The organism is Hymenobacter nivis (assembly GCF_003149515.1).
Classification (GTDB): Bacteria; Bacteroidota; Bacteroidia; order Cytophagales; family Hymenobacteraceae; genus Hymenobacter; species Hymenobacter nivis.
In genome coordinates, this window is sequence record NZ_CP029145.1 from 1,111,621 (window position 1) to 1,131,833 (window position 20,213).

The following is a 20,213-nucleotide window of genomic DNA, read 5'->3' on the forward strand; positions in this document are numbered from 1 at the left end:
ACGCGTTGGGGTGGTAACTTGGGGTATTCACTACCTGCTTATTCCCAATGACGAAAGAAGCCTACCTGGCGCTGGCCGCCGCCCAATACGACGAGTTGCGCGCTATCGGCCAGGAGCCGGATTTTTACACGCTGGAAGAGAAGTTTGACCAGTTGTGGACAGCCCTGGGGCGTTCGGTGCTGGAACAGACGCTGGGGCCGGTGCCGGCCAACAAGCAAAAAAAAACAGTGTCCAGACCCGGTTCGGGCGCGTAGCCATCGCCAAAACGAACCCGTTCAGCGCCCCGGTGCTGGGCTCGCGCACCAGCCCCTACCTACAGGCCAAACTCGTGTTGCTGGCCGCTGAGCACGTCTTTGCCCAGGTGCCGCCGCTGGTCGAATCGCTGCTGGGCATCCGCGTGAGCACGACCCAGGTTTACCGCCGCACCCAGGCCGCCGCCCAGGCCCTACCCGCTGCCGGCCTGGATGCGCCCTGCCCGGGGGTGAGCGCCGGGCCGGGGCCGGTCTATGGCATGGTCGACGGCTCGATGCTTTTCACCGACACGGGCTGGCAGGAGGTGAAAGTGGGTCGCGTCTTCCAGCACAGCGCCCCGGCGAGCGCCCCGGCGAGCGCCCCGGCGAGCGCCCCGGCCGGGACGATGGGACCGTCGCAGTACGTGGCGCAGCGCGGGCCCTTCGCCACCTTCACCCAGCGTTTTGAGCAAGTCTTGCCGCCGGACGCGGCGGCCGACCAAGTGTTTGTTACCGACGGGGCGCAGTGGATTCACCGCTGGTTACAAGACGCTTACCCCCATGCCACCCACATCCTGGACTTCTACCACGTGGCCGAAACACTCGCCGCCGCCGCCCAGGCCGCCGACGCCCAGGCCGCCGACGCGCCCGCCTGCTGGCTGCCGGCCCAATACGCCCGCCTCTGGGCCGGACAAAGCCCGGCCGTGGAACAGGCCGTGGCCGGGTTGCCCGGCCTGGCCGCCCCGGTGGCCGCCCAACTCGGCGCCTACCTGGCCCGCATGCGCTACGACCAGTTCCGCCAACGCGGGCTGCTCTGTGGTAGCGGGCCCGTCGAGGCGGCCCACCGCACTCTGCTGCAGGTCCGACTCAAACGAAGCGGTCAGCGCTGGTCCAATGGCGGACTCGACCGGCTCGTACGCTTACGCTCGGCACTGAAAAGCCCTCAAATGCACTTGCTCACAGACCTGTTTAAAAAACCAACCGCGTAGTTTTGAATTACACCCACATGGCTACGACGCGTCGTTCTCCCAGCTCGTGCGGTGGATTCTCCGCGGGAACCGCCGCCAGTCTTCCGGTAAGAGCAGCGAGGGCTTGGGGTACGGCTACCAAAAATTGGGGAAATTTTGGCGGCAGGGCTTCATGCGCGCGGGTACTCTACCCTACTATTTTAGTTGCTTTATAATGAGTTAGTTGATTGATAATCCATCGGAACACAGCATTCATGTTGGCGGTAAATACCGGGTCGGTGCTGCGGCCGGGCCGCGTGTACTGGCGCAGGGCGTTGAGGCCGTGGCGGCCAAAACTGGCGCGTTTGTAGCCGTTGTTCTTCTGGGGGATGGGTTGCACTTTTTCGTGCAGGCGGGTGCCCACGCTCACGCAAAGCGCGTAGGCCAAACTCACCAGGCCCACGAGTTTTTTGAGTTTGTCCCGGCAACGCAGGTGCGTGGCCCGCAAGGCAAAGCCCCGCCCTTTCAGGTTCTGGAAACAAGCCTCAATCGTCCAGCGCTTGCGATAGAACTGGCCCAAAAAAGCCGGGTTGGCCGTGCCGAAGAGGAAGAGGTACTCGCCCCCGGCCAAGGCCGTGACCTGCGCCCCGCCCCAAACCCCGTCGACTTGGCACACGGGCAACTGGCGGCACTGGCCTGGCCGCAGGCCCCAGTCGGCCACGGCGTGACGACGGCCTTGGGGGTCGGTGAGCAGGTGGTGCTTGGGCAGACGCATGACGAATAATATGCCCTTGTCTTTGAGGTATTTGAACCAGGCATGGCCCACAAACTCGCGGTCGCCCACCACCAGCCCCACGCGGTCGGGGCCCAGCACCCGCAGGCAAAAATCCAGCAGCGCCGTGCGGTCGGCGGTGCCGGAGTTGCCGCTGCGGTTGTCGAGCAACTCCCAGCACAAGGGCCAGTGGCAATCGCCCCGGCCCACCGTCACGAGCAGGATGTTGACCTGGCAGCGGCCGAAGTCCCACTCCGTGCGGTCGATGCACAGGCGCAGCTTGCCCATGCCCGGCAAGAGGCCGACGAGCAACACGGCCAAGGCGACGTAATCCAGGTCGGCTTCGCGGAAAAAGTCTTGGATGCGCGTCTCGTTCGAGGCCAGTTTCACGCCGTCGTTGAGGTGCTGCGCCACCTCGCAGAATTGCACATTTCGGCTTTTAAAGAGGCCGAGCACGAAGCGGGCCACGAACTTTTTGCGGGCCAGGTTCCGCACCAGCGGGACCGAATGTAAAAGGGTCGTAATTTTGACCACGAGGCGTTGCTTCACGGGAAGGAGCGCATTTGGTAGTTGAGGAACTCCAAAGGTCGGGCCTTCCCGTTTTTATGCCCGATTTTTAGTAGGGTAGAGTAGCGCGCGGGTACCACCTCTCAGCGGGCCCCCGGCCCGGTGTACCATAAGGCGCATCCCCCCCATCATCAACCCACTGACTTCCCGGTGCAACGAGCCTAAATCTCATCCATTTACATCTCATACGTTTAAACCCATTCGATTTACCCATGAAAAATCCCCCACTTTCCTCCGAACAGTTGCCCGACTCAGGCCCGACTCCTTCTCCGGATTCCAACACGGCTGAAGCCTCCGTCCTGTCGCTGTTCAGCTTGCCGAATTCGTTAGCAGTCAGTACCCCCAAACTTGTCCTTGTCGACAGCGAAAAAGGCCCCTTCGACTTGTTCGTCGACCTGGGCCAGTCCGCTCCTGATACCCCCCGCCCAGAAGGCGTCAAAGCCTCCATCCCCCTGTTCTATCTGCCACTCCCGCCCATGACAGCCCTGGCAGTGGAATCCCCCGCCACCGTCCCCGTCGAACCTGGCTTGGTGTACTTGCTGAACACCTATCCTGGCAATCTACCAAGCACAGCCGAAGTGCCCATCGAGCTAGCTACCCGGCTCCATAACGAGGTAGCCGACCACTTGGACTGTAAACGGCAGGTTGAAGTCCAACTGGCTGACGTGAACGACCAGTGGCTGCACTCCTTCCAAAACTACCTTGAAACCTTCTACGAAGCCGAAAGAGTAGCGCAGTATGTCGAAACCATACGCTTGCTGGTAGCCCAATGCAGCAATACCACCGACAAGAGCGAGTCCTAGCAATTATTTCTCATTCACCATTTTCACCCAATCATCTAACCCCATAGAAAACACGAGTATGATGCGGCTACACGCTGAGCCCATCACCCACCTGCACATTATCAGAGAGGCCGATTCGCAAGAGTCGGCCTCTTTTGCTTTCGAAGCCAGTCCCGCTTCCACCTCGCCGGCATTCATCGAGACCAATACCACGGCGGTCAGTCTCTCAGAAGTTTGGCCTTGGTTAAAAGTTTGGTACAAAGGTTAAACGAGCCAGTCATCAGGCGCTAACTGGTTCACGCTCCCCACTGCGCGGCGGTGGGGCCAAGAAGGTGCGCCTTGCCGGCCCCCGCCAATCGGTGGCGGTTATGCAGGTAGAGGGGGGCCAGAAAGTGGAACCACTTACGTATCCCGCTGGCCCCACCTTGTTGATCTGTTTGGCCTGCTCAGCGATTCTGCCACAGCAGGGCCAACGACCACCCGTTCAACCCGGGATGGACGAGGTGACGGCTCGCTGGAGAGTTGGCTATTGCGCCATCTTCAGGGCGAGTTCGACTTCTCCGGGAAACCATGTAAAAGCCCGCTCATTTGATGTAGGGGCATTATTCATGGTCAAGCTAAGGCTGATTTCTAGAGCGTGAGGACAATTATCTTTGCTAAAAAGAATGAAGACATTCACGCATCGCTACGCGGTAACGGACCGCCAGTGGGCCATCATCGCGCCGCTCTTGCCGGGCAAGGCGACAGACTGCGGCGTTACAGCAAAGGATAACCGCTTTTTTTTCAACGCCGTAACGTGGATTCTGCGCACCGGGGCGCCCTGGGCGGATCTGCCCGAGCGCTTCGGCAAGTCCAATTCCGTGTGCCGCCGCTTTCGTCGCCTGGCCCAAAAAGGCGTGTGGGAGGCCGTGTTCGAGGCGTTGAAAGCGCCCGATTTGCAGTGGGTGATGCTCGATTCGACCGTGGTGCGGGCCCACCAACACGCCGCCGGCCAAAAAAAAGCGACCCGGCAACCGAGTGCCTGGGCCGCAGCCGGGGCGGGATGAGCACCAAAATCCACGCCTGTACCGACGCGCTGGGCAACGGCGTCTGCCTGCGGGCCACCGGCGGCCAAGCCGGCGACTGCCCCCACCTGCCGGCCTTGCTCGAAGGCCTCGCGCCGGGCCAGGTCATTGCCGACACGAGCTACGACAGCGATAAAAACCGCGCCTATTGCGCCGAAAAGAACATCGACGTCGTAATTCCGAATCGGCCCAATCGCACCGCGCCGGCCCCTTTCGACGAAGAACGATACGAAGACCGTAATAAAATCGAGCGGTTTTTCAACCGCATGAAACGCCACCGCCGCTTGGCCACGCGCTACGAAAAAACCGTCGTTTCTTTTCTGGCCTTCTAGCCTTCTGGCATGTAGCGGCCGCCCTAGATTGGTTGCGATGATTGTCCTCACGCTCTAGCCCGTTGTTTAACTTTTGTACCAAACTTTTAGCCGAGGCCGGTACTGCACCATTTCAATTCCTCCTGGTCCGATTGAGGTTTTGGCTCACCAGCGCGGCCCCGTCAATTGCCACCACATTTCAATTCCTCCTGGTCCGATTGAGGTGGCCTTGCACCTTAATGAACTTGCCGCCCGTTTTCAATTTCAATTCCTCCTGGTCCGATTGAGGTGCCAGGTGTAGAGCACACAGGCAAAATCCAGCTCCTATTTCAATTCCTCCTGGTCCGATTGAGGTGCACGCGGCGCGATTCGAGGTATTGCAGTTGCAGGTTATTTCAATTCCTCCTGGTCCGATTGAGGTTCAGGCACCCCGGCGCACTTCATGCGGTCGAATGCCATTTCAATTCCTCCTGGTCCGATTGAGGTGCTTTTTTGAAAATGGTTTGTCCCTCGCCGGTTCGGTATTTCAATTCCTCCTGGTCCGATTGAGGTCTGGCCGTAGCATGGTGCCACCTGCTGGTTATGCCAATTTCAATTCCTCCTGGTCCGATTGAGGTGCAAGCTGCTGACTGGTTTACGGCCCTCGCAGTACCATTTCAATTCCTCCTGGTCCGATTGAGGTTGCCATCACGCCCGCATTTGCGGCGCTGCTCAAGGTATTTCAATTCCTCCTGGTCCGATTGAGGTACGCCCGCATGGCCGACCGGCCCGACCGCACTTCGTTATTTCAATTCCTCCTGGTCCGATTGAGGTTTGCAGCACCGCGCCGGCCAGGTGCCAGCTACCCCACTATTTCAATTCCTCCTGGTCCGATTGAGGTACTCGTCCTGGGCGGCGGCCCGTTCGAGCAGCTTCTATTTCAATTCCTCCTGGTCCGATTGAGGTCGGCGTGCTTGATGGGCAGCACCGTGCCGCCCTCGCATTTCAATTCCTCCTGGTCCGATTGAGGTGTGGGCGCGGCGGGCACGGGGGCCGGGAACGTGTCATTTCAATTCCTCCTGGTCCGATTGAGGTATGGCCAGGCCAATCTATTGCTGCGCAGCAAGATTATTTCAATTCCTCCTGGTCCGATTGAGGTAGCGGCCGAGCTGGCCCCGTAGGCCGGGCTAGTCACATTTCAATTCCTCCTGGTCCGATTGAGGTTGGTGACCGAAAGGGCGCAAAACACCATGTCACGTAATTTCAATTCCTCCTGGTCCGATTGAGGTGAAAGCCTGCAGGCGCACCTGATCGGCGTGCTGGTAATTTCAATTCCTCCTGGTCCGATTGAGGTCGGGGTGAACTGGAACAGGGCGGCCCTGCACCACCAATTTCAATTCCTCCTGGTCCGATTGAGGTCCTGGCAACTGAGCTGGCCGACTTCATTAAAGCTATATTTCAATTCCTCCTGGTCCGATTGAGGTGCCGAAACGTTCTTATTGAGCTTCGTTATTCTTCTATTTCAATTCCTCCTGGTCCGATTGAGGTCGCGGGTTGGCCTCGACGTTCAGCAGCAGGTGCGCGATTTCAATTCCTCCTGGTCCAATTGAGGTTGTGTACAGCACCACCACGCCGCCGGCCATCTACGGCATTTCAATTCCTCCTGGTCCGATTGAGGTAAATAGATGCCGGCCTTTCTGCTTACGTCATCGCTTATTTCAATTCCTCCTGGTCCGATTGAGGTAAAAGCCGTGGGAGTTGTACTGCAGCTCGTAGTGGCATTTCAATTCCTCCTGGTCCGATTGAGGTGTTCCCGGCCCGGCGTAGGGTTTGGTCCGGGATCCGATTTCAATTCCTCCTGGTCCGATTGAGGTAGTGGATTGGGACCGGGCGAGACGGTGGCAAACACCATTTCAATTCCTCCTGGTCCGATTGAGGTACCACGACCTGAGTGGCATTGAGCTACCCAACCCCGATTTCAATTCCTCCTGGTCCGATTGAGGTCGTGGCGTTGTGGGTGAATATTACCGGCTTGGTGATATTTCAATTCCTCCTGGTCCGATTGAGGTCCGTCAATTAAGCTACAATTATAAGCCTTTCTGAGTCCTGGAGCCACATTTTTTGGAACACAAAATCTACTGAAGTCGTCGCTGGCTGAAACCATGATTTAGCCCGTTGATAGACGACTCTGGTAATCAAGTTATTATGTCGTTAGGCTGCGCAATCTGCCTTGCACAGCCGGCGTTGCGTGCCAACCGACGACGAGCCCCCTTACAAAATCGTGTCCAGCGTACTGCGTTCGCGGCCCACCACTTGCTTTTCCAGCCACTGCTGGGTACGGCTTTTGAAGAGAATGACACTGTCCTCGTCCTCAATCATGATAGTGCGGGCCTTCACCAAAAACTCGGCTAATTTTACCTCGCTGATTTCGCCCTCAAAAACGGAGTTTTGAATCCAGTGCAAGTAGCGGCGGCAGAGCTTCAGCATGCGGCCCACGCGCTGCTGCTTCATGTCATAAACCAGGATAATGTACATTACCACCAGGCCTTAAAGGGTTGATATTCTTCCATGTTCAGCAGGTGCTTGGTCAGCTTATAGCATTCGAGCTTAATAAGGTGCTGATAGCTCACGGCGCGGTTGAGGCGTCGGTGCTGGATGGTTTCTTTCATGCGTTCCTCAAACACGCGCACGAAGGTTTTGCGGCCCGACTCCTTTAGCAGGCAGCCGTCGAGCTCGCGCACGAAGTCGCGGGGCTGAATCTCCTTCTTGTTCACCAGCCGGAAAATGGTGCGGTCCACGAGCAGGGGCTTGAAAATCTCAGCCATATCTAGGGCCAACGAGAAACGCCGGGTGCCAGGCTCGTGCAAAAATGAGATGGTCGGATTGAGTTGCGTATGATAAATCTGCGAGAGGCAGGCCGCGTAGCAGAGCATGTTACCGAACGAAATGAGCGCATTCAGCTCATTTTGGGGCGGTTGGGTGCTGCGGGTGCCGAAGGCAAAGCCCGGCGCGCTCACCAGTTGCTCGAAGCAGCGGTAGTACGTCTGCCGGATATTGCCCTCGTAGCCCATGATTTCGGCTACGCTCGTGGCGTGGGGCAGGGCCGATACGTATAGCTCCATCTGCACAATTTCCTCGCCCACCACCCGGCCCCGGCTCTGGTAGTAACGCAGGTTTTTGAGCAGGTTGAAGGCCGCGCCCTCCACCAGCTTGCGGGCCAGCACGAGGCGCTTGTTGAGGCCGGTGTAGTGGCCGGTCTGGGCTACTTGCAGGCGGCCGGCCAGCAGGTATTCCTTGGCCATGAACGAGCCGGTGTAGTGCTCGTAGTAGTCGAAGAAATGCACCGACACGCCGTGCTTGCCCAGAAAATTATACAGCGCTGAATTCGCATCGAGCGAGCCGAACACGTAGAGGTCGGCCACGTCTTCGATGGGCAGGAAGCGCGTTTGGCCCTCGGCGCCGGCCTCGTCGTAGGCGGTGTACTTGAGGGTGTTGTCTTGGCGGGAGAGCCGGCCGGGGTTGAATAGGCAAAAGGTCTTCTTCACCGCAGATTATAACGGATTAAATGGATTTCGCAGATACGCCCGCTGCGCGGGCAACCAAGCAAGGGTTTTTGAGCAATGGACTGAGTACGCCGCGCGGCGCAGCCGGCGAGTCGCTGCGCATCATCCAGGTTTTTGAGCAATGGACTGAGTACGCCGCTGCGTGGATGGTTTGGTAAGGCTTGGTAGTTACTCGCCCGAGTAGCAGAAGTCGTAGTAGCTGCAATTCTTGCAGAAGGGCTTGTTGATGACGGACGGACAGGTTTCCTGCGCTACCAGCTGCGCGATGGCCGCTTCCCATTCGGCAATGGCTACGCGGTCGGCGTCCGTCAGCACTACTTTCTCCACGCGGCGGATTTTGGGGTATTCCAGCAGGCCGGTGGGCTCTACTACGCCGTGGCGCTCCAGCGTGAGCAGGTAAAACTGGAGCTGGGCCACGCTGGCGGCTTCCATCTTATTGCTGCGCTTGATTTCGTGCACCACCCGCTCGTGCGGGTCGTAAAAATCAATTTTGATGCCCTTAATCTGAATCTCGCGGTAGCGCTGGGCACGCTGCGGGTAGGCCGTTTGGTGCAGCAGCGTGCCATCGGCCACGTTGTCGTGCGTCTGCTGAAAGCTGATACCGTGGTGAAACAGCCACAGCTTGCGGTGGCAGATGTGGTAGTAGTTGATGTGCTTGCCGGTAATACGCATGGCAGCAGTCGGTGGGAATGGAGTAAATAAAAGAGCCGCCCCAGGTGAGGCGGCTCTTTTGCCAGACTAGCCAGCGCTGGCGGGCACCGTTTGGTTTTCATAGTCAAACTCGCGCAGCCGCTGGGCAATGTCCTGCTCAGCTTGCTCCAACGCATTGGGTGCGCCATAAGCGCCCGCGATGTAGCCCGAGGCGGGCAGCGAAACGTACAGCTTTGCCCCGGCTGTTTCGTCCAGCATCGGCTTGGCGGCGGGGCGCTCGGTGTCTTCGCGCAGCTGGCCACGGATGGCTCCGGCCAAATGGTTGGCGTTGTCGGAAATAGCCACGGCCAGCGTTTCCATCAGGCTGAAGGTGCGGGCCTGGTTGCTGGTGATGCGCCAGTTGAGCAACGCGTACGCCAGCGCCGGAATAGTCGCCTCACGTACCGACTTGGGGGCCAGCAGGCAAGGGCCGAACGCGTTGCAAACCTCCGTCCAGCCCTGCGCTTTTAGTTCGGCTACCTTGGTAGGGTGTAGTTCCGGCTCCAGGGTATTAACTGATACACAGAACAGCGTGCGCAAATCCACGGCTACGTCGTACACGAACAGGCCTGAGGCGCGGCTGTGATCGGGTATCCAGATGCGGTTGGGTAGGTTGCGCTTGGTGCTGAGCAGCAGGGCATCTACTTCTTCCTTACTTAGCTCGTTGCCCTTCTCATCGCGCACTCGCACGGGGTGGTTGGCGGGATGCGAGGTGCGGTCAAACGTCAGGTTTTCGCGCTCGCGCTCCAGGCCGCCCAACAGCGGATGCAGCGGCCGCATGGCCGAAATTGAGAGCGGCGAGCGGCGCTTGATGGTGAATTCGCCGGTTTCGGCCCGCATGTAGCCACCTAGAAGCTGGTCGACGTGGGTAGGGTCGCAGGGCGACCACGGCTCCTTTTGCTCAAACTGGGTTTCGTTGTTCTTACCCTTCTTGGTTTGCCAGTTGAAGGTGATGGGAGCCGGGGCCACGTTCAGGCCCGTAGTCAGCGCATCCATGATACTCCGTTTCACCTGCTGCCCGCTGGAATAGGCTTGGCGGACATTGAACTGGACATCAGTGTAGTATTTCTGGCCGTCTTGTACCGAGAAAACGGTGTGTTCGGCGTGGCGCAGGCCGCGCAGGTAGAGGTAGGGGGAAGTCATAAGATGGGCGATAAAAAAATTGACTTACTGAATGTTAGGCGGAAGCCGGGAAGAGGGTAGCGGCCAGTGCGGGTACCTCCTCACCCTGCCGGGCGATGTAGCGAAACCGGGTGAGGACGATGAACAAGGGAAAATTGTCGATCGGCATCAGCATCACCTGGCGCACGGCCTCGTCAAAAATGTCACGGTAGGGTGCGGCGGCGTTCACGGCGGCGAGCATATCGCTCAGCTTCTCGATGAACAGGGGCCGGTGTTTGACAAAAACCTGCTCAACTTGTTGATTTACATTAGTTTTTCCGCGGCCCGCGTTCTTGTTGGTACCGCGGATGGCGAATTGATGTAGCGCACCAGCCAGCCGGTCGGCGGTGTCGTAGAGTTCCTGGTTGTTAAGCATAGCGAGAATCCAGAGTTGTTGAAAGGCAAAGTGAATGGCGGCGGCTTCGGTCTTGACGGCAGGGGCTTTGGCGGGGCCGTAGGCGCTGGGCAGGTAGTCGCGCAGCTTGGCCGGCTCGATGGCCGCCAGCCCGATGGCCCCCAGCTGACAAGCGCGGGCAAAACCGTAGTGTACCGAATACAAGCGCAGGAGCTGGTCCTGGCCGGCGCTTTGCACGGCCGCCGGAAAGAGAAAAAGCTTGTCCGTGAGGTCGTACACCTTCTGGATGCCGCGTAGTTGCAGCGGTACAAAGCCCACGGTGCGGTTGGTCTGGGCCAGGCTGTACACGTAGGCTACCAGGTCGCGGGCCGGGTAGTGGCGCGTGAGGGCAAACAGCACCTGCACCCACTCGCGGGTGGGCATGGCGAGGGTGCCGGCGGTGTCAGTTAGCTCAATATGGAGGTCGTCCAACGGGTGGTCAGGGTCGAATTCCGGACTGAAGGCGTGGGCCAGCCAGTGGCCGTTCCATGTTTCAATCTGGTTGCCTTTCATGGTAGGGCGCTGGTCGAGGTAGGTGCGGTAGTGCGCCCAGCCTTCGTACAGTGCCCACAGCACATCGTCCTCATCGAGTAGCAGCGATAAGCCGCCGCTCACGCCTACGCCCAGCGCGCCGCCAATCCAGGAGCAGTAGATTTCGTCCGCGCCAACTTGTGGCCCTACCCCCGACACTTGTCCCGAAGTGGTGCCCTCGACCCCTGCCGCCGGGAAGCCAATCACGAAGCTGGCATCGGGCGCAACAGTGGCAATTTTGTGGTGCAGCGTGGCGAGTTGCACCTCGGCTTCAGTTTTACCGGTGGTGAGGCTGCTGGCCGCTACTTTTTGGGCAAAGGGCGAACTGGGTACCCACTGCAAGTAGCGTTTGTGGGCATAAAACAACGGGTAGAGCCGCTGCTCAAAAAACTGCCGGGCCGACAAGTCTTCGCTCGTGCGCTGGTGGTAGAGGCCGAGCAAGCGACGGCCAATGTGGCTGGTGTACATAAGCGGGGCGGGGGCTAATTTTCCAGAAAAATGTCGTGTTCCTCGAATTGCAGGCCTAATTCGTCGTATTCTTTATTACCGGGCACCACGAAGGGCATCAGGCCCACGTCGAGGCGCTCGTAGGTCTTTTTGCGGGCGTATATACTGCGCCAGCTCACCGGAATTTCTAGTTGCGTGCGCGCTTCCCAGCGGCCTTCCAGGTAAGCAGTACGGTCGGTGGCCAGGATGCAGGCCGTCGATTCAATCTCCAGGGTTTCGACCAGCACCGCCCGCTGGTTGTTGCAGAGCTCGCGGAGGGTGCACCGCTCCCCTTCCCAGATGACGTGGGTGCTGATGCTGGAAATTTGCAGCGCCGGGTACACGGCATCAATCTTGGCTTGGGCATCGCGCTCGCGCAGCACGTTGCCGCCATCAGGCAGTTGCGCGAAGCTGGCTTCTATCACTTCGCGGTCGTAAGGCAGGCAGCTCGGGCCGGGGGCCAGCACGTGCACTGGCTTGAGCTTACCAATAGTTTCGGGGGTGCGCCGCCGGTTTACCCGTCCGAAGCGCTGCACCAGCGCATCGAGCGGGGCAGCCTCGGTCAGCATCCGGTCAAAGCTGATGTCGAGACTCACCTCCACTACCTGCGTCGACACGACCAGGCACGGGCCCGACACAGCCGAGTTATTAAAATCCTCTTCCAGCCGCCGCTCGCGCTCGGCCCGGTCGCCGCGCCGGAACCGGCTGTGCAGCAGCAGCATCTGCACGTTCGGAAATTGTGCCCGCAAGTCCTTGTAGCGCTCCTGCGCCCCCTGCACCGTGTTGCAGATCACCAGCACCTTCTCCTGCGCGGCCATTGCCTCTGCTAGGATTTCTTCGGTTGCCGCCGGCCAGGCCTTGGGATTGTCGGGGTCACGGGCAATTTTGTACACGGCGTGCCGGTCAAACTCGTCCAGCTCGGCTGCTAGCAGCGCTACTTCAGCTACCGCCGCCGGGCCACCCAGACGGCGCAGCAGCTCTTGGTAAAGCACCGTGGGCATGGTGGCCGTGCCGATGTGCAGTCGGCAGCCCAACCGCCAGAGGGCATCCACTATCTCCAGCACCATGCTCTGGGTCTGGGCCGAATAAGTATGTACTTCGTCCAGAATGATATCGGCCCCGCGCACGTCCAGTATCACGGCTTCATAGCCGGGCGTCCCAAATACCACGGCTGCCAGTTGATGAGGGGTTAATATTTTTACAGAAGCCCCCACCAACGATTGCAACTGCTTCTCCACCACGCCCCGCGCCTCTACTAGTGGTCTGACAACTTAATTCCGTTTGTAACAGTAACGAGTGGACACCATCCGTTTTTCGCTGATGCCCCGCCTCGCCAAACCCGTCAATCTACCGCCTGCCGATGCCGCCAAATTGCAGGCGATTGTCAAAAAAGGCACCCACAAGAGCCGCAAAATCGCGCGCGCCCGGGCCCTGCTGGCCATGAGCAGCGGCAAAGGAGCCGCCGCCGTGCAGGCCGAAGGGGGCATTTCCACCACCCAGTACTACCGCCTCAAGCGCCGCTACCTGGCCGGGGGGCTGGCCCAGGCGCTGGAAGAGCGCCCGCGCAGCGGGCAACCGCCGAAGGTGACGCCCGCCCTGGAAGCGCGTATCACCAGTCTGGCGTGCAGTGAATTGCCGACCGGCGCGGCCCGTTGGACGCTCTCGCTGCTCAACGAAACCCTCGTCTGCCTCGACTACGGACCGGCCGTTTCCAAGGAAACGATTCGCCAGGTGTTAAAAAAAGCCACCTCAAGCCCTGGCTAAAAGAAATGTGGTGCATTGGCACCATCACGGGCGAATACCTGGCCAATCTGGAGGACGTGCTCGACGTCTACAGCGCCCCGGCCGCAGCGGGCGTGGTGCGCCTGTGTTTCGACGAGCGGCCCTGCCAACTGCTCGACCACGTGCTTACGCCGCTGCCGCCCAAGCCCAACGCGACCCAAAAAGAACACCAGGAGTACGTGCGAAAAGGCGTCTGCAACGTGCTGCTGGCTTATAACATCGACACAGGTCAGCGCCACTTGCAGGTGACGACGACCAAAAACAAGGGCGATTACGCCCGTTTTATGGACTGGCTCGTGCAAACCCACTACCCCGAGGCGGCCAAAATCCAGCTCGTGCAAGACAATTACAGCACCCACACCTACGGGGCCTTTTACGAACACCTACCCCTCGAGACGGCCCGCTACCTGCGCCACACCCTCGAATTCCACTACACGCCCAAGCACGGCTCCTGGCTCAACATGGCGGAAATCGAATTTGCCGCCCTCTCCCGCCAGTGCCTGGACCAGCGTATCGCCACCCAGCAACGACTCGAACAAGAGGCATTGGCCTGGCAAGCCAAGCGCAACGCCGCCGCCACCAAAGTCAATTGGTCCTTCACCACCGAAAAGGCCCGCGATAAGTTGAAAAACAGATACGCTGAATTAACCAAAATAACTGATGAAATTAAACTGTCAGAACACTAGCTGCGAAGTAGCGTGTTGCAGCCGCACGTGGCCGCCGGTGTTGGCCGCCAGTACTCTACCCTACTAAAAATCGGGCATAAAAACGGGAAGGCCCGACCTTTGGAGTTCCTCAACTACCAAATGCGCTCCTTCCCGTGAAGCAACGCCTCGTGGTCAAAATTACGACCCTTTTACATTCGGTCCCGCTGGTGCGGAACCTGGCCCGCAAAAAGTTCGTGGCCCGCTTCGTGCTCGGCCTCTTTAAAAGCCGAAATGTGCAATTCTGCGAGGTGGCGCAGCACCTCAACGACGGCGTGAAACTGGCCTCGAACGAGACGCGCATCCAAGACTTTTTCCGCGAAGCCGACCTGGATTACGTCGCCTTGGCCGTGTTGCTCGTCGGCCTCTTGCCGGGCACGGGCAAGCTGCGCCTGTGCATCGACCGCACGGAGTGGGACTTCGGCCGCTGCCAGGTCAACATCCTGCTCGTGACGGTGGGCCGGGGCGATTGCCACTGGCCCTTGTGCTGGGAGTTGCTCGACAACCGCAGCGGCAACTCCGGCACCGCCGACCGCACGGCGCTGCTGGATTTTTGCCTGCGGGTGCTGGGCCCCGACCGCGTGGGGCTGGTGGTGGGCGACCGCGAGTTTGTGGGCCATGCCTGGTTCAAATACCTCAAAGACAAGGGCATATTATTCGTCATGCGTCTGCCCAAGCACCACCTGCTCACCGACCCCCAAGGCCGTCGTCACGCCGTGGCCGACTGGGGCCTGCGGCCAGGCCAGTGCCGCCAGTTGCCCGTGTGCCAAGTCGACGGGGTTTGGGGCGGGGCGCAGGTCACGGCCTTGGCCGGGGGCGAGTACCTCTTCCTCTTCGGCACGGCCAACCCGGCTTTTTTGGGCCAGTTCTATCGCAAGCGCTGGACGATTGAGGCTTGTTTCCAGAACCTGAAAGGGCGAGGCTTTGCCTTGCGGGCCACGCACCTGCGTTGCCGGGACAAACTCAAAAAACTCGTGGGCCTGGTGAGTTTGGCCTACGCGCTTTGCGTGAGCGTGGGCACCCGCCTGCACGAAAAAGTGCAACCCATCCCCCAGAAGAACAACGGCTACAAACGCGCCAGTTTTGGCCGCCACGGCCTCAACGCCCTGCGCCAGTACACGCGGCCCGGCCGCAGCACCGACCCGGTATTTACCGCCAACATGAATGCTGTGTTCCGATGGATTATCAATCAACTAACTCATTATAAAGCAACTAAAATAGTAGGGTAGAGTAGGCCGCCAGTATGCGCCGGTACATCGAGTTGATGCTGGCTTGAAAGGGAAGCGTATAGAAGACCCGCCCCCGGCAGCGCCGCAGCAGATAATCGGTTTTACCCGCGCCCGTGGGGGCCACTACCAAAGTGTGCGCCTGGGGCTGGCCGGCCACCCGCAGCGACAGGGGGTAAAGCGGGGCCGACCGGTTGAAATAACTCAAATCAGGCTTCGCAAACAAAGTAGGCAGTTGGCCGGCTGCCTCGTGTTGCAGGGCCGAGGCAAAGTGGTCGGCCGCTTGCAGCAGGCCGCGCCACGGCGACCAGTTTTTACGCTTAGCGGCGCAGTGCGCTACGGCTACTTGCAGGGCTTCCGCGGCTTCGACCTGGCTTACGGGCCGCACCACAATGCCCAACTCTAAAGCCGCCAGCACGGCTAGTGCGCCCGGCGACCACTTTTCCCAGCCGGCCAGGTGGTCGGCCTGCCAGGTGCGGCTGCGGTCGTCCAGGTCCAGAATACCCTTGCCCAGCAGGTCGTCTTTCTGCTGCATGGGTTTGTGGTGGGCCACTACCATGTCAATCACGGCGGGCCAATCGGCCCGCGGCACTAGTGGCAAAAAGCCCAGCGACGATAATTCGTGGCGGTGCGTAATCGGATTCGGGTCTGCCTGGCTCGGCTTTAGCCCCAGCTTGCGCTGAAAGGCTGGGTGCGCCTTACCCAAGTCGTGCAGCGCCGCACCCAGCCGCGCCAAGCGTAGCTCAAAGCCCGTAGCATGAGCTATGGCCTCTGCCGCAGCTACTACGTGTTGCGTGTGCGCCAGCAAGCTCAACTCGCCGCCGTGGCTGGCGCTTTTAGCCAGTAATACTGGTGAAGTGCTCATGCCAATAAGCCCACCGGGCGAATAGGATTACCCACAATTTCCAGCCTGCCGTGCATGGGCGCGCCTGCCTTGAAGCGGTTGAAACCCACCAAAAACGTACCCGGCTCTGTAGCCTCCGTGGGCCGCAGTTCAAAGCCCAGCAACGTGTCAAACTCCGCCTCGCTTATCGTCAGTTGGGCTACGGGCAAAACAATATCCTCATTACGGCACAGGCATAGGTGTTGACTGGCCGCTACCTCAGCCTCGGCAGCAGATGCGAAGGCTAGATGCAACTCGGGAGCCAGTAACACGCCCCGCACCAAAATGGCCCGTGGCCGCGTCATTTGCTGCCTTTTCTTCTCGTGTATCCAGCCGCGCGGGTGCGTTTGCTCCTGCTGCATACTCAGCCCAGTATAAGTGATTTTATGCCGCAGAATGGCCGAAACGCCCAGCTTCTGCCGCATCCCTTCGATGACGGAAGGCGTGAGGAACTGTTGCGAGTACGTCTCGCCGTCGCGCACCGCCGTCCAGGGCTTGAGATAGCCGAAAGGGCCGGTGTAGGTTACCAGATAATAGGTCATTATTTTAACTTGAATACTCACACCAGCGCCCCGCACCCAATGCCCGTGGAGTGGCCCACACCCACCTCCCAGGCAAACGCAATTTGCTCGGCGCTGCCGCTCACCAGCACCGGGCAGATGCTGCCGCGGCACTGCACCTGCTTGTACTGGAAGAGCTTACTCTTGGCCGTGGCGATGTGAGCCGGGTCGAAGCGCACGGCGGCTCCAGCATCGTCCAGGCCGGCCTGGCGCAGCTTGTGGCGCAGGGTGGCGGTGAGCAGTTCATCGGCGAGCGGGTGGCCAGGCAGTAGGTGGTCAGCGGGCTTGCCTTTCTCTCCTTCGTGCTTGATAAACACCGGGCCGGCCACGCGGAAGGGCTGCTCGCCCGCGGCAAACGCGGGGGCACGTTGCATGCGCACGTCGCGCACGGCCAAGCCTAGGTCCAAGGCCGGGACCCGCACTACGCCGCTTACCAGTTCGTGGATTAGCGCCTCATCAGGGGCAGAGATAAACCAACTGGCTCCTTCTGCGAAGCGGATGCCCCCGCGCCCGGCGCGCCCGCCGTGCAGCCACGAATAAGAGTAAAGCGAAAAGCCTTCATGCAACGCCTCGTTGTGGCCCACCCAACGGTGGAAAGCACTTTTAAGGGCGGGCAGGTAGTCGAAGGGAACGGCTTGCTGGGTGGCCAGGTAGAGGTGCAGGCGCAAGGTGAAAAGCTAAATAAACTGGGAGAATGATTAGAGAAGTTCATTATTTTTGCTAATGCAAGTAGCAGCAGATTCTTTAAGATTCCTACATTCGTATCTAAAATATTTTGGGTGTCCTTTCCCAGCCCCCAACCTGCGCCAGTACGACTACATACAAGATTGCCCCGCCCAGCAGTTAATGGATGTGTTCTGTCAAGTTTTTGCCGGCAAAAACTTGACAGAACACACTATACCTTGTAGCTTCGTACTCAAATCAACGATGCGCACGCGTGGCAAAGGATTCCATCATGCAGCGGGTAAAAGCGCAACTGGACCAGGTTCCCCTGGGCGCCTTGGTCAGCTATGCAGACTTCGTGCAGGAGCCTGCCCAGTTTGCCGCCGTGGCGGCGGCCTTAAGTCGTCTTCGCAAGGCGGGCGAAATCATACGCTTTGCCAAAGGCCAGTACTATCGCCCGCACATCAGCCGCTTTGGTACCGTTGCGCCGAGTGACCAGGCCGTATTCGCGGCGGTGGGCGCTGCTACGGGGCAGCTCATACCCTATGCAACTGGGGTGAGTGTCTATAACCGGCTGGGCCTCACGACCCAGGTGCCAGCAGTGGTCACCCTGGCGTCCACGCGGCGGCGGCGAAACCTGCCCCGCCGCCTGCGTACCGTTGTGCGGCCGGCCCTGGAGCAAGTTAGTGATGTACCGCTGCTGCAATGGCTGGAAGTGTTACGAGATGTACGGCGGATTCCCGATACTTCCCCCGACCGCGTGGTCACGCGCGTAGCGAAAGAACTCCGGCAGCTAACCCCCCCGGCCCGTCGTCGACTCACCGAACTTGCCTGCCAGCAAGCGCCCCCCCGAGCCCGCGCTTTATTGGGGGCGCTACTGGAAAACCTCCCCGGTAAAAAAGACGCCGGGGCGCTTCGCCGGACGCTAAATCCGCTCACCACTTATCGCCTCGGAATTAGCGCCAAAATCCTTCCTAACCGCGCCGCTTGGCACATTCAATGACCCTGCACCAGCATCCCGCTGACTTTCGCGCCTTGCTGGCGGCCACGGCCCAACACTTAGGCATGGCCGACGTCTTAATCGAGAAAGATTACTGGGTCACGTACGTGTTGCGGGCGCTAGCCGATTCGCCCTACCGCGAGCAAGTGGTCTTTAAGGGCGGTACGGCCCTAAGCAAAGCCTATGGACTTTTAGAGCGCTTTTCCGAGGACGTGGACCTCGCCATTGCCGGCACGGAAGGCTGGAGCAACAATCAGGTAAAGAAACTCATGGACGCGGCGGCCCGGCACCTAACCCAGGGGCTAGAAACCGACCCCACGGCCCCCGGCACCAGCCGGGGCAGTCACTTTCGCAAAACGGCCCATCCGTTCCCCACCCTACTGGAAAAGGGTCCCGCCTGGGATTCTCAACTGCGCACGGGGGCCGTCCTGTTGGAAATCAATGCCTTTGCCCGCCCGTACCCGAGCCACTGGCGTCCCATTCAATCCTACCTGGGCCAGTTCCTGGCGCAGCAGGGCCAACCTGAAGCGGTGGCCGAGTTTGGCTTGGCTCCCTTCGAAGTACTAACCCTCGCGTTGGAACGGACGCTGACCGAGAAAATCCTGGCGCTGGTCCGCGCCAGCGCTGCGCCGGACCCCTTGCAGGAGTTAGCGGCAAAGATTCGGCACGCCTATGATGTCCACCAAATTCTCCAGCAGCCCCCGGTCGCCGCTTTCTTCGCCAGCCCCGCCTTTGCGCACCTGTTGGAGGAGGTCCAGGCGGACGATGCCCGGAACCAGGAATTCCAGGGCGACTGGGCGACGCGCCCCCTCGCGCAGGCGCCGCTGTTTGCGGACGGTGGCCGCACGTGGGCGCGCCTGATTCCGACGTACCAAGACGGCTTTCGCAAACTCGTGTACGGGATACTCCCGCCCGCCGCCGCCGTCGGCCAAACGCTGGCCCTGATTGGGGCCCGCCTGCAAGTGCTGGCGGTGTAGCTCAGGCGGTCAGGTACTTGGCCACGGTGCTGGCGGAGATGGCGAGCGCCTTGCTGATGGCGTAGTTGGAAAGGCCGCTCACTTTCAACGCGCGGATCTGTTCGATGACCGCCGCGCTTTTGACCGGCGGCCCCATCGGCAACCCTTCCGCCCAGCGCCGAGCCATTCCTGCCTTGGTGGGCTCACTCAGGCGCACGCGCTCCTGCTTAGCCAACGTGGCGAGCAGGGAAACAATGGCCTCTTGAAAAAGCCCAACCGAATCGAGGTATTGCTCCGTAAGCGATTTGTATCCCACCCCCCCAGCCTTGCAATTGGTTTAGGTACTGCAAGGTAGGCAGCGCGCCCTCGCAGCTAAAGCGGCCCAAACTCTAGAACAGCACCGTATCGAAGCGCCGCTGGTGGGCGTCAGCGAAGAGCTGCTGAAACTGGAGCCGTTCGGCGCTACCCCCACTTTCCTGATCGCAATACTCCTGGTGGACAGTATAGCCTAGCCGTTCGGCAAAGACTCGCAGCTCACGTAACTGATTGTCGTTAGTTTGGCCTTTGTCTTTGGTGCTGACGCGAGCATAAAGGACAGCTGTCATCGGTCTTTGCAGGTGTTTTGTACGTGTTCACGCCATGTTATTGGCGGACCTTCAATACTATCGGACACCTTCTTAAACCCGTTGGCACTCAACATGCCAACAAGCTCTGCTAGCTCATATACTTTTTGCAATGGCTGGTTGACGAAGTATGACCCCTTCTTTTCATGAAAACCAAACGAATAGCCTAGTTTAAAATGCTTAGGGTCCATTTCAATATTGCCGTAGCCTGCTGAGGTCGTTAGCATGACTCCTATACAATAATCTCCATCAACGGCAATCACGGCGAAACTGTGACAGTGCTCTTTGAGCTTGTCTTCACAGTCTACAATCCGTTTCCCACTCTTAGAGGCTATCCGA

General features: G+C 59.6%; 22 protein-coding genes, 1 pseudogene and 1 CRISPR repeat array. Of the genes and pseudogenes, 10 read left to right on the top strand and 13 right to left on the bottom strand.

Features of this window, described 5'->3' with window-relative positions; translation table 11 throughout:
• Positions 1-47: 47 nt before the first annotated feature.
• Together DDQ68_RS04795 and DDQ68_RS04800 are read left to right on the top strand one after the other, a co-directional pair.
• Entirely contained in the window at positions 48-254 is a 207-nt protein-coding gene (locus DDQ68_RS04795; RefSeq protein WP_109654994.1) for a hypothetical protein, read from the top strand.
• Positions 255-286: 32 nt separating this feature from the next.
• Positions 287-1,219, top strand: a complete 933-nt coding sequence (locus DDQ68_RS04800) for a hypothetical protein (RefSeq protein WP_109655293.1) — start codon at positions 287-289, stop codon at positions 1,217-1,219.
• Between the two features lie 166 nt (positions 1,220-1,385).
• Here DDQ68_RS04800 and DDQ68_RS04805 read toward each other — a convergent pair whose 3' ends face one another.
• Positions 1,386-2,498: a transposase gene (locus DDQ68_RS04805; protein WP_109655294.1), complete on the bottom strand. Its 1,113-nt coding sequence runs from the start codon at positions 2,496-2,498 to the stop codon at positions 1,386-1,388.
• Between the two features lie 494 nt (positions 2,499-2,992).
• Between DDQ68_RS04805 and DDQ68_RS22585 the strand changes: the two genes are divergently transcribed.
• Together DDQ68_RS22585 and DDQ68_RS23710 are read left to right on the top strand one after the other, a co-directional pair.
• Complete coding sequence (locus tag DDQ68_RS22585; protein ID WP_162549852.1) at positions 2,993-3,319, top strand: hypothetical protein; 327 nt, start codon at positions 2,993-2,995, stop codon at positions 3,317-3,319.
• Between the two features lie 644 nt (positions 3,320-3,963).
• Positions 3,964-4,694, top strand: a pseudogene (locus tag DDQ68_RS23710) (IS5 family transposase).
• Between the two features lie 109 nt (positions 4,695-4,803).
• A CRISPR array of direct repeats spans positions 4,804-6,721; the repeat unit is 29 nt; unit sequence ATTTCAATTCCTCCTGGTCCGATTGAGGT.
• Positions 6,722-6,923: 202 nt separating this feature from the next.
• Here the strand turns inward: DDQ68_RS23710 and cas2 are convergent.
• Together cas2 and cas1b are read right to left on the bottom strand one after the other, a co-directional pair.
• The gene (cas2, locus tag DDQ68_RS04830; RefSeq protein ID WP_109655298.1) at positions 6,924-7,187 is read right to left on the bottom strand and encodes a CRISPR-associated endonuclease Cas2; all 264 of its coding nucleotides are present in this window, start codon (positions 7,185-7,187) and stop codon (positions 6,924-6,926) included.
• A complete protein-coding gene (gene cas1b, locus DDQ68_RS04835) occupies positions 7,187-8,197 on the bottom strand; it encodes a type I-B CRISPR-associated endonuclease Cas1b (protein ID WP_109655299.1) in 1,011 nt (336 codons plus the stop codon). The genes cas2 and cas1b overlap by 1 nt, the downstream gene beginning before the upstream one ends.
• Before the next feature lie 20 nt (positions 8,198-8,217).
• Here cas1b and DDQ68_RS22590 point away from each other — a divergent pair, with 20 nt between their 5' ends.
• Positions 8,218-8,373, top strand: a complete 156-nt coding sequence (locus tag DDQ68_RS22590) for a hypothetical protein (protein ID WP_162549854.1) — start codon at positions 8,218-8,220, stop codon at positions 8,371-8,373.
• 10 nt (positions 8,374-8,383) lie between these two features.
• On the opposite strand, the gene cas4 is transcribed toward DDQ68_RS22590, so the two are convergent.
• From cas4 to cas3, 4 genes are all read right to left on the bottom strand, one after another.
• Entirely contained in the window at positions 8,384-8,887 is a 504-nt protein-coding gene (gene cas4, locus DDQ68_RS04840; RefSeq protein ID WP_109655300.1) for a CRISPR-associated protein Cas4, read from the bottom strand.
• A 66-nt stretch (positions 8,888-8,953) separates the two neighbouring features.
• On the bottom strand, positions 8,954-10,048 hold the full coding sequence (locus DDQ68_RS04845; protein ID WP_109655301.1) for a CRISPR-associated protein Cas7: 1,095 nt from the start codon (positions 10,046-10,048) through the stop codon (positions 8,954-8,956).
• A 34-nt stretch (positions 10,049-10,082) separates the two neighbouring features.
• Complete coding sequence (locus DDQ68_RS04850; protein WP_109655302.1) at positions 10,083-11,459, bottom strand: hypothetical protein; 1,377 nt, start codon at positions 11,457-11,459, stop codon at positions 10,083-10,085.
• 14 nt (positions 11,460-11,473) lie between these two features.
• On the bottom strand, positions 11,474-12,646 hold the full coding sequence (gene cas3, locus DDQ68_RS04855) for a CRISPR-associated helicase Cas3' (protein WP_245897303.1): 1,173 nt from the start codon (positions 12,644-12,646) through the stop codon (positions 11,474-11,476).
• A 151-nt stretch (positions 12,647-12,797) separates the two neighbouring features.
• Between cas3 and DDQ68_RS04860 the strand changes: the two genes are divergently transcribed.
• From DDQ68_RS04860 to DDQ68_RS04870, 3 genes are all read left to right on the top strand, one after another.
• Positions 12,798-13,241, top strand: coding sequence for a helix-turn-helix domain-containing protein (locus DDQ68_RS04860; protein ID WP_162549856.1), 444 nt, complete (start codon positions 12,798-12,800; stop codon positions 13,239-13,241).
• 5 nt (positions 13,242-13,246) lie between these two features.
• Positions 13,247-13,945: an IS630 family transposase gene (locus DDQ68_RS04865; protein ID WP_109655305.1), complete on the top strand. Its 699-nt coding sequence runs from the start codon at positions 13,247-13,249 to the stop codon at positions 13,943-13,945.
• 134 nt (positions 13,946-14,079) lie between these two features.
• A complete protein-coding gene (locus DDQ68_RS04870) occupies positions 14,080-15,192 on the top strand; it encodes a transposase (RefSeq protein ID WP_109655007.1) in 1,113 nt (370 codons plus the stop codon).
• Here the strand turns inward: DDQ68_RS04870 and DDQ68_RS04875 are convergent.
• The 3 genes from DDQ68_RS04875 to DDQ68_RS04885 are packed head-to-tail and all read right to left on the bottom strand — an operon-like array spanning position 15,176 to position 17,300.
• Entirely contained in the window at positions 15,176-16,054 is an 879-nt protein-coding gene (locus DDQ68_RS04875) for a CRISPR-associated endonuclease Cas3'' (RefSeq protein WP_109655306.1), read from the bottom strand. The genes DDQ68_RS04870 and DDQ68_RS04875 overlap by 17 nt on opposite strands.
• A complete protein-coding gene (locus DDQ68_RS04880) occupies positions 16,051-16,614 on the bottom strand; it encodes a hypothetical protein (RefSeq protein ID WP_109655307.1) in 564 nt (187 codons plus the stop codon). The genes DDQ68_RS04875 and DDQ68_RS04880 overlap by 4 nt, the downstream gene beginning before the upstream one ends.
• Positions 16,615-16,631: 17 nt before the next feature.
• The gene (locus DDQ68_RS04885; RefSeq protein ID WP_109655308.1) at positions 16,632-17,300 is read right to left on the bottom strand and encodes a CRISPR-associated endoribonuclease Cas6; all 669 of its coding nucleotides are present in this window, start codon (positions 17,298-17,300) and stop codon (positions 16,632-16,634) included.
• Between the two features lie 269 nt (positions 17,301-17,569).
• Here DDQ68_RS04885 and DDQ68_RS04890 point away from each other — a divergent pair, with 269 nt between their 5' ends.
• Both DDQ68_RS04890 and DDQ68_RS04895 read left to right on the top strand, forming a co-directional pair.
• The gene (locus DDQ68_RS04890) at positions 17,570-18,298 is read left to right on the top strand and encodes a DUF6088 family protein (RefSeq protein ID WP_109655309.1); all 729 of its coding nucleotides are present in this window, start codon (positions 17,570-17,572) and stop codon (positions 18,296-18,298) included.
• Positions 18,283-19,272 carry a nucleotidyl transferase AbiEii/AbiGii toxin family protein gene (locus DDQ68_RS04895; RefSeq protein WP_162549857.1) on the top strand — a complete coding sequence of 330 codons (990 nt, stop codon included), beginning with the start codon at positions 18,283-18,285 and terminating at the stop codon, positions 19,270-19,272. Before DDQ68_RS04890 ends, DDQ68_RS04895 begins: the two co-directional genes overlap by 16 nt.
• 1 nt (position 19,273) lies before the next feature.
• On the opposite strand, the gene DDQ68_RS04900 is transcribed toward DDQ68_RS04895, so the two are convergent.
• The 3 genes from DDQ68_RS04900 to DDQ68_RS22595 form a co-directional block, all read right to left on the bottom strand.
• Positions 19,274-19,567: a serine integrase family protein gene (locus DDQ68_RS04900; RefSeq protein ID WP_109655311.1), complete on the bottom strand. Its 294-nt coding sequence runs from the start codon at positions 19,565-19,567 to the stop codon at positions 19,274-19,276.
• A 73-nt stretch (positions 19,568-19,640) separates the two neighbouring features.
• Positions 19,641-19,856 (bottom strand): recombinase family protein, encoded by a 216-nt coding sequence (locus tag DDQ68_RS04905; RefSeq protein ID WP_109655312.1) that lies wholly within the window; start codon positions 19,854-19,856, stop codon positions 19,641-19,643.
• Positions 19,853-20,137 (bottom strand): hypothetical protein, encoded by a 285-nt coding sequence (locus DDQ68_RS22595; protein WP_162549858.1) that lies wholly within the window; start codon positions 20,135-20,137, stop codon positions 19,853-19,855. The genes DDQ68_RS04905 and DDQ68_RS22595 overlap by 4 nt, the downstream gene beginning before the upstream one ends.
• Between the last annotated feature and the right edge of the window lie 76 nt (positions 20,138-20,213).

Coding starts and splice junctions, on each gene's coding strand:
- DDQ68_RS04875 (WP_109655306.1), bottom strand. CDS start 16,054: ATGAGCACTTCACCAGTATTACTGGCTAAAAGCGCCAGCCACGGCGGC.
- DDQ68_RS04845 (WP_109655301.1), bottom strand. CDS start 10,048: ATGACTTCCCCCTACCTCTACCTGCGCGGCCTGCGCCACGCCGAACAC.
- cas4 (WP_109655300.1), bottom strand. CDS start 8,887: ATGCGTATTACCGGCAAGCACATCAACTACTACCACATCTGCCACCGC.
- DDQ68_RS22585 (WP_162549852.1), top strand. CDS start 2,993: ATGACAGCCCTGGCAGTGGAATCCCCCGCCACCGTCCCCGTCGAACCT.
- DDQ68_RS04860 (WP_162549856.1), top strand. CDS start 12,798: ATGCCCCGCCTCGCCAAACCCGTCAATCTACCGCCTGCCGATGCCGCC.
- cas2 (WP_109655298.1), bottom strand. CDS start 7,187: ATGTACATTATCCTGGTTTATGACATGAAGCAGCAGCGCGTGGGCCGC.
- DDQ68_RS04795 (WP_109654994.1), top strand. CDS start 48: ATGACGAAAGAAGCCTACCTGGCGCTGGCCGCCGCCCAATACGACGAG.
- DDQ68_RS04865 (WP_109655305.1), top strand. CDS start 13,247: ATGTGGTGCATTGGCACCATCACGGGCGAATACCTGGCCAATCTGGAG.
- DDQ68_RS22590 (WP_162549854.1), top strand. CDS start 8,218: ATGGATTTCGCAGATACGCCCGCTGCGCGGGCAACCAAGCAAGGGTTT.
- DDQ68_RS04880 (WP_109655307.1), bottom strand. CDS start 16,614: ATGACCTATTATCTGGTAACCTACACCGGCCCTTTCGGCTATCTCAAG.
- DDQ68_RS04850 (WP_109655302.1), bottom strand. CDS start 11,459: ATGTACACCAGCCACATTGGCCGTCGCTTGCTCGGCCTCTACCACCAG.
- DDQ68_RS04905 (WP_109655312.1), bottom strand. CDS start 19,856: ATGACAGCTGTCCTTTATGCTCGCGTCAGCACCAAAGACAAAGGCCAA.